At 64.1% G+C, this 14,666-nt stretch carries 10 protein-coding genes, 1 tRNA gene and 1 pseudogene; 7 read left to right on the forward strand and 5 right to left on the reverse strand.

From position 1 onward, the window contains the following. Positions 1-156 precede the first annotated feature (156 nt). Complete coding sequence (locus ACZ1G0_RS06245) at positions 157-3,600, reverse strand: pyruvate carboxylase (protein WP_472736157.1); 3,444 nt, start codon at positions 3,598-3,600, stop codon at positions 157-159. A 207-nt stretch (positions 3,601-3,807) separates the two neighbouring features. On the opposite strand from ACZ1G0_RS06245, the gene ACZ1G0_RS06250 reads away from it, so the two are divergent. Continuing rightward, positions 3,808-4,689 (forward strand): calcium-binding protein, encoded by an 882-nt coding sequence (locus tag ACZ1G0_RS06250; RefSeq protein WP_472736158.1) that lies wholly within the window; start codon positions 3,808-3,810, stop codon positions 4,687-4,689. Here ACZ1G0_RS06250 and ACZ1G0_RS06255 read toward each other — a convergent pair. Both ACZ1G0_RS06255 and ACZ1G0_RS06260 read right to left on the reverse strand, forming a co-directional pair. After that, complete coding sequence (locus ACZ1G0_RS06255) at positions 4,686-5,738, reverse strand: quinone-dependent dihydroorotate dehydrogenase (protein ID WP_472736159.1); 1,053 nt, start codon at positions 5,736-5,738, stop codon at positions 4,686-4,688. The two genes, ACZ1G0_RS06250 and ACZ1G0_RS06255, sit on opposite strands and share 4 nt — an antisense overlap. After that, positions 5,735-6,073, reverse strand: coding sequence for a DUF952 domain-containing protein (locus ACZ1G0_RS06260; protein WP_472736160.1), 339 nt, complete (start codon positions 6,071-6,073; stop codon positions 5,735-5,737). The genes ACZ1G0_RS06255 and ACZ1G0_RS06260 overlap by 4 nt, the downstream gene beginning before the upstream one ends. 241 nt (positions 6,074-6,314) lie before the next feature. On the opposite strand from ACZ1G0_RS06260, the gene ACZ1G0_RS06265 reads away from it, so the two are divergent. Further along, positions 6,315-7,877: a bifunctional metallophosphatase/5'-nucleotidase gene (locus ACZ1G0_RS06265; RefSeq protein WP_472736161.1), complete on the forward strand. Its 1,563-nt coding sequence runs from the start codon at positions 6,315-6,317 to the stop codon at positions 7,875-7,877. Between the two features lie 47 nt (positions 7,878-7,924). Here the strand turns inward: ACZ1G0_RS06265 and ACZ1G0_RS06270 are convergent, their stop codons facing one another. Continuing rightward, a complete protein-coding gene (locus ACZ1G0_RS06270) occupies positions 7,925-8,980 on the reverse strand; it encodes an SEL1-like repeat protein (RefSeq protein WP_472736162.1) in 1,056 nt (351 codons plus the stop codon). Between the two features lie 68 nt (positions 8,981-9,048). On the opposite strand from ACZ1G0_RS06270, the pseudogene ACZ1G0_RS06275 reads away from it, so the two are divergent. The 4 genes and pseudogenes from ACZ1G0_RS06275 to ACZ1G0_RS06290 all read left to right on the forward strand — a co-directional run bounded on the left by ACZ1G0_RS06275 (position 9,049) and on the right by ACZ1G0_RS06290 (position 13,880). Beyond that, positions 9,049-9,728: pseudogene (locus ACZ1G0_RS06275) on the forward strand (SOS response-associated peptidase). A 242-nt stretch (positions 9,729-9,970) separates the two neighbouring features. Further along, positions 9,971-10,044, forward strand: a tRNA-Gly gene (locus ACZ1G0_RS06280). A 55-nt stretch (positions 10,045-10,099) separates the two neighbouring features. After that, positions 10,100-11,902, forward strand: a complete 1,803-nt coding sequence (locus tag ACZ1G0_RS06285) for an ABC transporter transmembrane domain-containing protein (protein ID WP_472736163.1) — start codon at positions 10,100-10,102, stop codon at positions 11,900-11,902. A 91-nt stretch (positions 11,903-11,993) separates the two neighbouring features. Next, positions 11,994-13,880 (forward strand): acyl-CoA synthetase, encoded by a 1,887-nt coding sequence (locus ACZ1G0_RS06290; protein ID WP_472736164.1) that lies wholly within the window; start codon positions 11,994-11,996, stop codon positions 13,878-13,880. Between the two features lie 39 nt (positions 13,881-13,919). Here the strand turns inward: ACZ1G0_RS06290 and ACZ1G0_RS06295 are convergent, their stop codons facing one another. Further along, complete coding sequence (locus ACZ1G0_RS06295; protein ID WP_472736165.1) at positions 13,920-14,126, reverse strand: cold-shock protein; 207 nt, start codon at positions 14,124-14,126, stop codon at positions 13,920-13,922. Between the two features lie 122 nt (positions 14,127-14,248). Here ACZ1G0_RS06295 and ACZ1G0_RS06300 point away from each other — a divergent pair, with 122 nt between their 5' ends. Next, positions 14,249-14,572, forward strand: a complete 324-nt coding sequence (locus tag ACZ1G0_RS06300; protein WP_472736166.1) for an ArsC/Spx/MgsR family protein — start codon at positions 14,249-14,251, stop codon at positions 14,570-14,572. The last annotated feature ends 94 nt before the right edge of the window (positions 14,573-14,666 follow it).

Consider the following 14,666-nt stretch of genomic DNA (forward strand, 5'->3'; position numbering starts at 1 on the left):
GTGGCGGCACGTTGCAACCATCTGCGACGCGCAGCCGTCGGCGGGTCCACCCGCGATCCTTGCGCAAAGAGCGTGCCATCGAGCAGATCTTTGTGCGTCTTTGGGCCCTAGATACCGAAAGAGAGGCCGCAGGCCGGGGGCAGAGCCCCCGACCCCCTATTCAAACTCGACCAGCAGGTCCTTTGCGTCGATCTGACCGCCGGGGGTGACGTTGACCGCCTTGATCACCGCATCCCGGTCCGCGTGGATGCCGGTTTCCATTTTCATCGCCTCGATGGTCAGCAGAAGGTCGCCTTCCTTGACCGATGCCCCGACCTGGGCTGCGACCGAGGCTACGACACCGGGCATGGGCGCGCCGATGTGGTTGGGGTTGCCCAGTTCCGCCTTGGGGCGTTTGGCACTGGTGGCGGCAACCTTGCGGTTGGGCACGCGGATCACGCGGGGCTGGCCATTGAGTTCAAAGAAGACCTTGGCCTCGCCATCCTCGTTGGTCTCGCCCTCGGCCTGCATACGGATCACAAGCGTCTTGCCGGGGTCAATCTCGGCCTCGATCTCTTGGCCCGGCTCCATCCCGTAAAAGAACACGGGCGTGGGCAGGGTGCGCACGGGGCCGTAGGTCTCATGGCGTTCTGCATAATCCATATAGACCTTGGGATACATCAGATAGCCGTTGAGGTCCTCGTTATCGATCTCAGCCCCGTCCAGCTTGGTGGACAACTCGGCCCGGATCGCGTCCAGATCGGCGGCGGGCAGGTGCGCGCCGGGGCGCTCCAGATTGGGCTTTTCACCCTTGAGCGCCTTGTCGATGATTTTCGACGGAAAGCCGCCCTTGGGCTGGCCCAGATTGCCGCGCATCATGTCGATCACACTGTCGGGGAAGGAGACGTCGGTCTTGGGATCCTCCACCGCCTCGCGGGTCAGGCCCTGGCTGACCATCATCAGCGCCATGTCGCCCACCACCTTGGAGCTTGGCGTCACCTTCACGATGTCACCGAACATCTGGTTCACATCCGCGTACATCTGCGCGACCTCGTGCCAGCGGTCCTCGAGCCCCAGAGAGCGGGCCTGGGCCTTGAGGTTGGTGAACTGTCCGCCGGGCATCTCATGCAGGTAGACCTCGGAGGAGGGGGCCTGCATGCCCGACTCGAACGCCTTGTATTGGCCCCGCACCGCGTCCCAGTAGTCGTCGATTTCGCGCACGTCCGCCATGGCGATGCCGGTGTCGCGCTCACTGCCCTGCAGGGCGGCCACGATGGTGCCAAAGGTCGCCTGAGAGGTGTTGCCCGAAAAACTGTCCATGGCCACGTCGGCGGCGTCCACGCCCACTTCGGCCGCGGCAAGGATCGTGGCAGACGCGATGCCAGCGGTGTCGTGGGTGTGCAGGTGGACGGGCAGGCCGACCTCTTCCTTCAGGGCTTTGACCAGCACCCGGGCGGCGGCGGGCTTCAAAAGCCCCGCCATGTCCTTCAGCCCGATGATATGGGCGCCTGCGCCCTTCAGCTCCTGGGCCATGTCCACGTAGTATTTCAGGTCATACTTGGCGCGATCGGGGTTCAGGATATCGCCGGTGTAGCACACGGTCCCTTCGCAGACCTTGTTGGCCTCCAGCACGGCATCCATGGCCACGCGCATGTTTTCCACCCAGTTGAGGCTGTCGAACACGCGGAACACATCGACGCCCGTGTCGGCGGCTTGGGCCACAAAGGACTGCACCACATTGTCGGGGTAGTTGGTGTAGCCCACGCCGTTGGAGGCGCGCAGCAGCATCTGTGTCATCAGGTTGGGCATGGCGGCGCGCAGGTCGCGCAGGCGCTGCCACGGGCATTCTTGCAAGAACCGGTAGGCCACATCAAACGTCGCACCGCCCCAGCATTCCATCGAGAACAGCTGCGGCAGGTTGGACGCATAGGTCGGCGCCACACGGATCATGTCGATGGACCGCATGCGTGTTGCCAGCAACGACTGGTGCCCGTCGCGCATGGTTGTGTCGGTCAACAGCAGTTGTTTCTGTGCGGCCATCCAGTCTGCCACGGCCTGGGGGCCTTTTTCTTCCAGCAGATTGCGGGTGCCGTAGGGCGCTGTGTCAACGCGCCGCTGCGGGGCACGGGGGACCCGGACGTCTGCGGCGGGGCGCGGGCGGCCCTCGGTCTCGGGGTGCCCGTTCACAGTGATATCCGCGATGTAGGTCAGGATCTTGGTGGCCCGGTCCCGGCGCGGCTTGAAATCAAACAGCTCGGGCGTTTCGTCAATGAACTTGGTGCTGTATTCGTTGCTGGTGAATTTCGGGTGTTTCAGCAGGTTTTCCACAAAGGCGATATTGGTCGCCACGCCGCGAATACGGAATTCGCGCAACGCCCGATCCATCCGCGCAATCGCGGCCTCGGGCGTGGGGGCCCATGCGGTCACCTTGGTCAAAAGGCTATCGTAGTAGCGGGTGATCACGCCCCCCGCATAGGCCGTGCCGCCGTCCAGACGAATCCCCATGCCCGTGGCCGACCGGTACGCGGTGATGCGGCCATAGTCTGGGATGAAGTTGTTCTGCGGGTCCTCGGTGGTCACGCGGCACTGCAGGGCATGGCCCGACAGGGTCACGTCGTATTGGCTGGCCACGCCCGTGGCCTCGGTCAAGCTCTTGCCCTCGGCGATCTTGATCTGGGCCTGTACGATGTCGATGCCCGTGACCTCTTCGGTGACGGTGTGTTCGACCTGCACGCGGGGGTTCACTTCGATGAAGTAGAACTCGCCGCTGTCCATATCCATCAGGAACTCAACCGTGCCTGCGCATTCGTAATTCACGTGTTCGCAGATCTTTTTGCCCAGGTTACAGATGTGCTCGCGCTGCGCGGGGCTGAGGTAGGGGGCCGGGGCGCGTTCCACGACCTTTTGGTTGCGCCGCTGCACGGAACAATCCCGCTCCCAAAGGTGATAGATGTTGCCCATGGTGTCGCCGAGGATCTGGACCTCCACGTGGCGGGCGCGGGTGATCATCTTTTCCAGATAGCCCTCGCCGTTGCCAAAGGCGGCCTCGGCCTCGCGCCGGCCTTCCAGCACCTTTTCCTCGACCTCATCCTCGGAAAAAATGGGCCGCATCCCGCGCCCACCGCCGCCCCAGGACGCCTTGAGCATCAGGGGATAGCCGACCGCCGCCGCCTCTTTCTTGATGGCTTTTATATCGTCGCCCAGCACCTCGGTGGCGGGGATCACGGGCACGCCCGCCTCGATGGCCACGCGCCGGGCGCTGGCCTTGTCGCCAAGCGCGCGCATGGTTTCGGCCCGTGGCCCGATGAAGCGGATGCCGTTGGCCGCGCAGGCATCGACGAAATCGGGGTTTTCCGACAGCAGGCCATAGCCTGGGTGGATTGCATCCGCCCCCGCCAGCTTGGCCACCCGAATGATCTCCTCGATCGACAGATAGGCCGCCACCGGCCCCATGCCTTCGCCAATCTTATAGGCCTCGTCGGCCTTGAACCGGTGCAGGCTCAGCTTGTCCTCTTCAGCATACACGGCGACGGTTTTCTTGCCCATCTCGTTGGCCGCGCGCATGACGCGGATGGCGATTTCGCCACGGTTTGCAATGAGGATTTTCTTGAACTCAGCCACGGTTTTTTCCTTGTCATGGGTGGGGGCGGGGCCCCTATGGTCTTGGTCGGGGTGGTAAAGAGAGTGAACCACTGCCGCAATACCCGACACTGCGTAGATCGTCGCAGGGGCCTGGGGCGCATCGCCGCTTTTTTAGCATTTGGCCTCAGATGGGCCGCGATGTGGGGGTGCTTGGGGTCCATCAAGATCGAATTAAGGATGAATGACATGTTGGGGATTTTGTTGGCCTTGGGCCTGTCCGTGGGCTTGGCTGCGATGACAGGACTGTTTGACGGCGATGATGGGGCAGGGCCTGCGCCCTCCGATCCAGACCCGGAGGATCCGACCAACGGCGATGACGTCATTTCCGACACCGTCAACAGTGACACGCTGGACGCGCTATTTGGCGACGACATCGTGGATGGCAATGATGCCACGGACCGTATCGCGGGCAACGCAGGCGAAGATGTGCTGATGGGCAACGGCGGCAACGACGCCCTGCGCGGTGGCTCGGGCGACGACCTGCTGCTGGGGGGCGCGGGCAAGGACCTGCTGGAGGGCGGCAGCGGCAACGACACTCTTGTGGGCGGGTTCACCATTGCAAACCTTGACGGCCCCGGCGGGATTGATCTCAACGCGCCGCAGTTCGAGGCCTTCCAGGACTTGGACCCCGAAGAGTTCGATACCTTGGACAGTCTCACCTCGGACGAAGCGTTGCAGTTTTTCGCGGATCGCGGCATTGACACCGGCATGCTGGCCGATGGCGTCACGGATCCCGACTGGTCCGACACCTTGAATGGCGGTGCGGGCGATGATGAGCTTTATCTGGGGGCCAATGACCGCGCTACCGGTGGCGCCGGGGCCGACAGCTTTATCGTGGGGCCCCTGCAAAGCGCGGGTGTCGCAGTGATCAACGACTACAACCCGCTAGAGGATAGCATCGAGCTGGAGTACTTCGACGAAGAGCAGACCCCAACCCTATCCGTGACCCTGAACGGCGACGATGCCGTCTTGCGGCTGGACGGCGTGCCGCACCTGCGTGTGGTCGGCGGTGCCGCCATGGACTTTGGCGACGGGGCGGTGCGCCTGACCTTGGTGGCGCAAAGCTAACGCCAGGCGTCGCGCCCTGTCCCCACGGCGTCGGCCACATTGGCAAACCCGTCACGGGCCAGCAGATCGTCCAGCCCGCGGGCGATCCGTTGGGCCAGGCTGACACCCTCGTAGACCATGGCGGTGTAGAGTTGCACCGCGCAGGCCCCGGCCTTGATCTTGGCATAGGCTTGGTCTGCATCGCCCACGCCGCCCACACCGATGATGGGCAGGCGACCGTCGGTCAGGTGCGACAGGCGCGCAAGGGTGCGGGTGGATTTCTCGAACACAGGTTGGCCGGACAGGCCGCCTGCCTCGCCCTTGTGGCCAGACACCAGCCCTGCACGGTCCAGGGTCGTGTTGGTGGCGATGATCCCGTCGATGCCACTGGACAGGGCGACCTCTGCCACGTCCTCCATCTCGGCCACGGACAAGTCGGGGGCGATTTTCAGGAACACGGGGCAGGGGCCGGGCAGACCTGCGCGCGCCTCCAGCACGCCCGCCAGCAGGGCCGACAGGGCCGCCTTGCCTTGCAGGTCGCGCAGCTTTTCGGTGTTGGGGCTGCTGACGTTGACGGTGGCGAAATCCACATGCGGCCCGCAAGTGGCCAATACCGTGGCAAAGTCCGCCGCGCGGTCGGCACTGTCCTTGTTGGCCCCAAGGTTCAGCCCCACGGGGATGCCACCGGGCCGGGCCATCAGGCGGTCCGCGATCTGGTCCATGCCGTCATTGTTGAACCCGAACCGGTTGATCGCGGCGCGATCCTCGGTCAGGCGGAACAGGCGGGGCTTGGGGTTGCCGGGCTGCGGGCGCGGGGTGGCGGCACCGACCTCCAGAAACCCAAAGCCCGCGCGCATCAGCGGGGGCAGCGCCTCGGCGTTCTTGTCAAAGCCTGCAGCAAGGCCCACGGGGTTGGGCAGGTCCATGCCCGCCACGGTGGTGGCGAGGCGCGGGCTGGTCACGGGACCGGGCGATCCGGCCAGCCCCATGTTCAGCGCGCGCAAGGCCAGACCATGGGCGGTTTCGGGATCAAAGGCGCGTAGGACGCGCAGGCCAATCGCCTCGATCATACCATGGCCTCTGGAAAGTCGTGGACGCCATCGACAAGGGGCAGGGGCGCGTCCCAGATCACATCCGTAAGGCGCAGATTGCGGTACAGGTGCGGGAATTCCGCGCCGCCCCGGGACACCTCCCATTTCAGGGCCTCCCCGCAGGCGTCGGCGTCCACGGCCAGCAGGACCAACCCTTCGGCGCCTGCGAAATGCTTGGCCGCTGTCGCGCGTGCCTGATCGGCGGTGGAAAAGTGGACATAGCCATCGGCCACATCAATCGGCGCGCCTTGCGTTTCACCATCGGCCTGCAAGGCGGCCCATTCATCTTTGCGGAAGATTTTGTAAATAAGCATGCCGCCTAATCGCCCGGCACTGCCCTGCCCGTCAAGGTGTTGTCCCCATGGGGACACAGGGTGTTGTCCCCATGGGGACGGGGTGTCCGTTACTGTCCCCACGGGGACGCGGGGGCCGTTGGTGTACCCACGGGGACACAGGGTTTTGTCCCCATGGGGACGCTAGGGCAGCGACCATCCGACTCGACATAACGTCCAATGCCGCGCAGGCTGTCGCCATCCAATCTGGGGAGATTCCATAATGAAAAAACTGCTCACCTCCGCCGCCGCGCTGGCCCTGTCCACGGGCGTGGCTCAGGCGGACTTCACGCTGCACATCCTGCACATCAATGACCTGCACAGCCGGATCGAACCGATCAGCCGCTTTGACGGCACCTGCAGCGCCGAGGACGACGCCGAAGGCAAGTGTTTCGGCGGCGTAGCGCGCCTGAAAACCCACCTTGATGCCAAACGCGGGGCCCTATCTGGTGAAAACGTGATCACGCTGGACGCGGGCGACCAGTTCCAAGGGTCGCTGATGTACACCACCTACAAAGGCACGGTCGAGGCCGAGATGATGGAGGCCATCGGCTTTGACGTCATGGCTGTGGGCAACCACGAATTTGACGATGGCCCCGAAAAACTGGCGGAGTTTGTGGACGCCGTGTCCTTCCCCGTGATCTCGGGCAATCTGGATCTGTCCAGTTCCAACCTGCTGAACGGCAAAGTCGCTGATCACGTGGTGCTGGACATTGGCGGTGAAAAGGTCGGGATCATTTCCGCGCTGGCCGTGGATACCTCCGAAACGTCCAGCCCCGGACCCAACGTCGTGTTCCAGAACGAGATGGACAGTCTGGCCGCCGATGTCGCCGCCCTGGAGGAGATGGGCGTGACCAAGATCATCGCCCTCAACCACGTGGGCGTGTTCAAGGATCTGCAAATCGCCACCATCCCCGGCATCGACGCCGTGGTGGGCGGGCACAGCCACACCCTGTTTTCCAACACCGACGAAGACGCGCCCTACGCCTACCCCCATATGGTCGATGGCACGCCCGTGGTGCAGGCCGGGGCCTATTCGAAATACGTGGGTCATTTGACGCTGACCTTTGACGATGCGGGCAATGTGACGGCGGCGACCGGGGACACGGAAATCCTGGACGCAAGCGTGGCCAAAGACCCTGCGATTGACGCCCGCGTGGCCGAGCTTGCAGGCCCCATCGAAGAGTTGAAGGCCCGGGTCATCGGGGACGCCAGCGCCTTTATCGAGGGGGACCGTTCGGTCTGTCGCGCGATGGAATGTGCCATGGGCAATCTGGTGGCCGACGCCATGTTGGACCGTGTCGCCGATCAGGGCATCCAGATCGCCATCCAGAACGGCGGCGGGGTGCGTGCGTCCATTGATGCAGGCGAGATCACAATGGGCGAGGTGCTGACGGTTCTGCCGTTCCAGAACACGCTGGCGACCTTTACAGCCACCGGCGCGGATATCGTGGCGGCGCTGGAAAACGGTGTGTCGGCCATCGAGGAAGGCGCGGGCCGCTTCCCGCAAGTGGCGGGCATGTCCTTTGCCTTTGACGCGTCTGCCGAACCCGGCAGCCGGATTTCCGACGTGAAGGTCGGTGGCGAACCCATTGATATGGCTGCGTCCTATGGCGTGGTGACCAACAACTATGTGCGCAACGGCGGGGACGGCTACGCCATGTTCTCGACCGCCGCGGACGCCTATGACTTCGGTCCAGGCCTGGAGGTGGTGATCGCCGACTACATCGCCGATCTGGGCGGCAGCTACACGCCCTACACCGATGGGCGCATCATGGCCAAGTAAGTCACGGCTTACGGCATCAAGGGGCGGCCCACGGGTCGCCCTTTTCGTTAGCGGGGGCGGTGTGCCTTGGCCAACTGCTCTGCCACCAACCGGGTCACGGGGCCCGCCATGCGGTCACGGGTGCAGATCGCACCACCGTCTGCCCCTTTGCAAATCGCGCCCATTGCGCGGTCTGTCTTGCGGTTGAACCGCCCGGTGATCCGCCCGTCAAAATGGCCCGCGCGGGTCAGGGCCGATTGGACGGCGACGACAAAAGCCCGCTCGTTGATCCAGCGCAGTTCTGTCAGGGCGCGACGGTAAGCGGGGGCTGACGCTTGCTCGATCTCTGCCACCATAGTGAAGTGTTTGTTGCGGTCCCCACTGGCCTGCAACTGGTGCAACCGCTCGATCAACAGGTCCGCCTCGGGCAGGGTGACGGCACCGCCCGCCAGTCGCGCGCGGATTGCCTCCGCGTCGCGCACCAGATCGGGGCGCTTGCGCAGGAAGGTGGTCAGGGTCGCCGCCGCCTGCGCGTTGCCGTCGTAGGCCGCGCGGGTGACAAGGTCCGTGGCCGCTTGGGTGGGATAAGGCCCCTTTGCTGCGTTGCCGACCTGCCGCAGCACCTCGCGCGCGGCGAAGAGATCCCCACCCGCAACAGCGGTATCCAGCAGCGCGCGACCCGTTGCAGGATCCGCCCCCGGGATTAGGCCGTCCAGATGCCCCCGGGCGCGGGCGGCCACGGCCCCCTGTGCGGTGCCGGCGCGGTCGAGGTACGTGACGGCCAAGGCCCCTTGGCCAAGGGTCATCGCCACCTCGGCGGCCTTGACCGCAGAGCGCGCCTCGCCCACATCTGCCGCCGCCCTGTAGAACGCCAGCGCCTGTGGCAGGTCCCGCGCAGTGCCGCGCCCCACTTCGTAGGTAAAGCCGATCAGGTGCAGGGACGGGCCGTGGCCGCCCTGACCCAAGCGTTGCAGGGTGGCAAAGGTCTGTGGGGTCGGCCCGGTGTCGGAATAGACCGCGCGCTGTGCCTCGCGGAACGCGGCACGGTCCGTGCGGGACAGGTCGGCCCACGCGGGCAGCGCCAGCACGGCGCACAAGGCGATGGTGGTGGTGAAACGGATCATCGGTCTGCTCGTCTTGTTTTTGCGCAGTATGCCTGCAAACATGAGGGCTCGCAACGAAAGGCAGCCTGATGTGCGGACGCTTTGCCCTGACCCTTCCCGCGGATGCCATGGCGCAGCTGTTTCAGGCGGTCCCGGCCAATGACCTGCCCGAGGTGCCGAATTTCAACATCTGTCCCACGAACGCGGTCGCGGCCTGTGTGGCCGAGGGCGGCACGCGGCGGTTGGTGTCCATGCGGTGGGGGTTCATCCCGGCGTGGTACAAGGCGCCCAATGACGGGCCGCTGTTGATCAACGCCCGGGCCGAGACCATTGCCGAAAAGCCCGCCTTTCGGGAGGCGTGCCGGGCGCGGCGGTGTCTGATCCCGGCCACGGGGTTCTATGAATGGACCAAGGATGCCGACGATCTGCGCTGGCCGCATTATTTCCACAACGCGGACGGCAGCCCCATGGTCTTTGCGGGGATTTATCAGCGGTGGCAGGACATCACGACCTGCGCGATCGTGTCCTGCGCCGCCGGTCCCGGCATGGACGCCTTGCACCACCGCGAACCCGTAACCCTTGCGCCCGAGGATTGGGCCAAGTGGTTGGGCGAGGCGGGGCACGGCGCGGCCCCCTGATGCGTGCGGCCCCTGCGGGACGCATCGCCCGCCATGCCGTGGACCGGGCGGTGAATTCAAATCGGGCCTCAGGGCCGGGGCTGATCGAACCGACCCAAGAAAAAAGGGCCAACCCGAGGGTCGACCCTTGAAAGTTCAGGGAGGAAAAACGAACGCCAGGACCGAGGTCGAAGGGGGAGGAGATCAATTTCGGCCCTGGCTTCGTTCTATTCACAACAGATACCGGGCAAATGTGGCACAAAAGGGGCAGGGGCGTGCCGGAACTAAGGTAATTGGTTAATGCGCCCCTGATTGTCGCCCCGACGGAAACAAGGATTTGCGGCAAGGTGCCCCTTGCCAAGGACGCGCTGTCACGGCAAAAGGGCGGGGCGAGGCGGGTATAGCTTAATGGTAAAGCCCCTGCCTTCCAAGCAGATTATGTCGGTTCGATTCCGTCTACCCGCTCCACCTCGCACACCAGACCTTAGGCCAGACCGCCGCCCACCAGACCGACCCGGAGCCTATGGCAGACACCCCTACGACCCCGAAACCTGCCGAGGAAGAACGCGCGAAGTCCAAAGACGTGGGCGCCTTGCGCGCGCTGTGGCCGTTCGTGTCCCCCTACCGCGCGTTGATGATTGCCGCGATTGCAGCCCTTGTTCTGACGGCCTGTGTGTCCCTTGTGCTGCCCTTGGCCGTGCGCCGGGTGGTCGACGGGTTCCAGACGGGTACGACCGAACTGCTGGACCAGTACTTCATGGCCGCCCTCGGGGTGGCTGGGCTCTTGGCCCTTGGCACGGGGCTGCGCTACTACCTTGTAACCCGGTTGGGGGAACGGGTTGTGGCCGACATCCGCAAGGCGGTCTTCGGGCGCATGATCACCATGTCGCCTGCGTTCTTTGAACGGATCATGACCGGCGAAGTCCTGTCGCGGATCACCACTGACACGACGCTGTTGCTGTCGGTCATCGGGTCCTCTGCATCTATCGCGTTGCGCAACCTGCTGATGTTTGTGGGCGGCTTGGGCCTGATGCTGTGGACCTCGCCGAAACTGGCCGGGATGGTGCTGTTGATCGTGCCTGCGGTGATCGTGCCCATTGTGGTGCTGGGCCGTCGCCTGCGCCGCTTGTCCAAGGAAAATCAGGACTGGATCGCGGAATCTTCTGGCAAAGCGTCCGAGAGCCTGCTGTCCGCGCAAACTGTCCAGGCCTTCACCCACGAACGGCAATCGGCCAAGCTGTTCAATGATGTGACCGAGGCCAGCTTCGAGTCCGCGCGTCTGCGTATCTTTACCCGTGCCATCATGACCGTGATCGTCATCAGCCTTGTGTTCGCCGGGATCGTTGGTGTGCTGTGGATCGGCGCGCGGGACGTGCGGGCCGAGGTTATGACAATCGGGGAACTGATCCAGTTCCTGATCTACGCCATCCTTGTGGCCGGTGCCGTGGGTGCCCTGTCCGAAATCTGGGGCGAGGTCCAACGCGCGGCCGGGGCCACGGAACGTCTGGTCGAGTTACTGGGCACGGACGACACCGTGCAAGACCCCGCTGCCGGCAAACCGCTGTCCCAAGGCGGGCGCGGGGCGATTGCCTTTGACGACGTTGTCTTCCGCTATCCCGCCCGGCCCGAGACCGCCGCGTTGGACGGGGTGGCCTTTACGGTGCAACCGGGCGAGACGGTGGCGCTGGTCGGGCCATCGGGGGCGGGCAAGTCCACCATTATCCAGTTGTTGCAGCGGTTCTATGACCCCACGTCCGGCGCGATCACGCTGGATGGTGTTGACCTGCGCGAGATGGACCGCGCCACCTTCCGCGCCGCCATGGCGATGGTGCCCCAGGACCCGGTGATTTTTGCGGCCAGTGCGCGCGAGAACATCCGCTTTGGCCGCCCCGATGCCACGGACGCCGAGGTCGAGGCCGCCGCCAAAGCCGCCGCCGCCTACGACTTCCTGTCCGCGCTGCCTCAAGGCTTCGACACCTATGTGGGCGAGCGGGGCGTGATGCTGTCGGGCGGGCAAAAGCAACGTATCGCCATCGCCCGGGCGATCCTGCGGGACGCGCCGATCTTGCTGTTGGACGAAGCGACCAGCGCGCTGGACGCGGAATCCGAGCGGGCGGTGCAGGACGCGGTCGCGGACATGTCCCAGGGGCGCACCACCCTGATCGTGGCCCACCGTTTGGCCACCGTCAAACAGGCCGACCGTATCCTCGTGTTCGAGGCGGGACGGATCGTGGCCGAAGGCACTCACGATGCGCTGGTCGCCCAAGGGGGCCTCTATGCCCGTCTGGCCCGCCTGCAGTTCACGGACGGTATGGCCGCCGAATAGACGCGGCGTTTCGTTTGCATTGGGCGCGCCCTGTCGCCACACTTTCCAAAGACGCTGACAAAAAGCGCGCTTTAGGGAAGGGAGATGGCACATGGGAATTTTTGCAAATCGAGAGGACATCAAGACGCTGGAAGCGGCGGAGCCTTGGCCCGCCGCGGCCCCGGCGCGCACGCTTTACGAACTGCTTTGCGGGACAGCGGATGCCCATGGTGCCCGACCCGCCATCACCTTTCAGATGTTCTCGGACGATGGGGCGCGCACGGATACCATGACGTGGGACAACGTGCGTGCCGAGGTTACCCAAGCCGCCAATCTGTTCCGATCCTTGGGCGTGGGCGAGGGGGACACCGTTGCCTATGTCCTGCCCAACTGCTTGGAGACCGCGATCACCTTGCTGGGCGGCGCCGTGGCCGGGATCGCCAACCCGATCAACCCCTTGTTGGAGGCGGAACAGATCGGGTCCATCCTGCGCGAAACCAAGGCCAAGGTCGTGGTCAACCTGCGCGCCTTTCCCAAGACGGACGTGGCGCAGAAGGTGGATGCGGCTGTGGCCCTCGCGCCCAACGTAGAAACCGTCCTAGAGGTGGACCTGCTGCGCTACATCTCGGGGATCAAGCGGCTGATCGTGCCCCTGATCCGCCCCAAGGTGCCCGTGTCCCACAAGGCCCGCGTCCTGTCCTTTGGGACAGAACTGGCCAAGCAACGCGCCGATGCCCTCGATTTCCCGGACAGCCCCGGCGACCGGGTCGCGTGTTATTTCCACACCGGCGGCACCACGGGCATGCCCAAGGTGGCGCAACACACCTACGAGGGGATGATCTACAACGGGTGGATCGGAAACCGTCTGTTGTTCACGGAACAGGACAACGTGATCTGCCCGCTGCCTCTGTTTCACGTCTTTGCCTGCCACGTGATCCTGATGGCCATGGTCGCCTCGGGCGGGCACATGGTTTTGCCCACGCCGCAGGGCTATCGCGGGGACGGCGTGTTCGACAATTTCTGGAAACTGGTGGAACGTCACAAGATCACCTTCCTGATCACCGTGCCCACGGCCCTATCCGCCCTGATGCAGCGCCCGGTAAATGCCGATATCAGCAGTGTGAAAACCGCCTTTTCCGGCTCCAGCCCTCTGCCGGTCGAACTGTTCAACCGCTTTGAAAAGGCAACGGGCGTCAACATCATCGAAGGGTACGGCTTGACCGAGGCGACCTGCCTTGTCAGTTGCAACCCCGTGGATGGCCAGAAAAAGGTCGGCAGCGTGGGCATCCCCTTCATGCACACCGATGTCAAAATCCTGACCCAGAAAGACGGCGCGGTGGTGGAATGCGACACCGACGAGGTGGGCGAAATCTGTATCGCAAACCCCGGTGTCTACGCGGGCCGCACCTATACGGAGGCCGCCAAGAACGCGGACCTGTTCCACTATGACACCCACCTGCGCACAGGCGATCTGGGGCGGGTGGATGCGGACGGTTATCTTTGGATCACCGGGCGCGCCAAGGATTTGATCATCCGGGGCGGGCACAACATCGACCCCGCCGAGATTGAAGAGGCGTTGGCCGGGCACGAGGCCGTGGCCATGGTCGGCGCCATCGGCCAGCCCGACGCCTTTGCGGGCGAGCTGCCCTGCGCCTATGTGCAACTGGTCGCAGGGTCCGACGTCACGCCCGAGGATTTGATGGCCTATGCCAAGACCCACGTGCATGAACGCGCGGCCCATCCCAAACACATCGAGATTTTGGAGGAGCTTCCGACGACCGCAGTGGGCAAGGTTTTCAAACCGGATCTGCGCAAGCGGGCCATCACGCGCGTCTACAACGCGACCCTCAAAGATGCCGGTCTAGACGTGCGCGTGGTATCGGTGGTCGAGGACAAAAAGCGCGGGCTGGTCGCGCAGCTTGATGGGGCAACCGGGAAAGACGATGCTGCGGTTGCAAAAACCCTAGGCGAGTTCACGCGCCCATGGGAATGGGCGTAAGCGGGGCGGGGCAGGCACGGTGCGCTTGCCCCAGATGTGCTACATCGTGGTGATGTTGTCGGCCAGCTTGCGACCGTCACGACCTTCGGTCAGGTCAAACTGAACCTTCTGGTTGTCTTCCAACCCGGTCAATCCCGCGCGTTCCACCGCAGAGATGTGGACAAACACGTCCGAACCGCCCTCATCGGGTGCAATAAATCCATAACCTTTGGTTTGATTAAACCATTTCACGGTGCCAGTGGCCATAACCGTGGTCTCCTTCTTGACGTCCTGTGGTATCGACGCCGCTGGCCCTTGCGGGGCCGCACCGTAGATGTATCTTGGAAGTATGCCGCAAATGCAAAAAGGCAAATCGAAAAGGAAACCCGATGATCCTGTATGGTATCAAGACCTGTGACAGCTGTCGCAAAGCCCGCAAAGCGCTTGAGGGCGTAGGACACGCGGTCACCTTCCACGACGTCCGCGAAACACCTTTGGATGTGCTGGCACTGGCAAAAATTCACAACCAGGTGGGCGAGGGGTTGTTGAACAAACGCTCCACCACATGGAAGGACCTGACCGAGGATCAGCGCGCCGCACCGCCCCTGAACCTGATCGCAGACCATCCCTTGTTGATGAAACGCCCGGTCATTGAACAGGGTGACACCTATCACATGGGATGGACCAAAGCGGTGCAAGCCGCACTGCTCTAACGGCTTCTTTAGGCCAAAAGTACCCTCGGGGCAGCGCCCCCGAAATGACGTCGCGAGGGGTCACCCCCTCGCGTCCGCAAGGTCAGGCGCGCAG

The organism is Thalassobacter sp. HA4-2, from assembly GCF_055693705.1.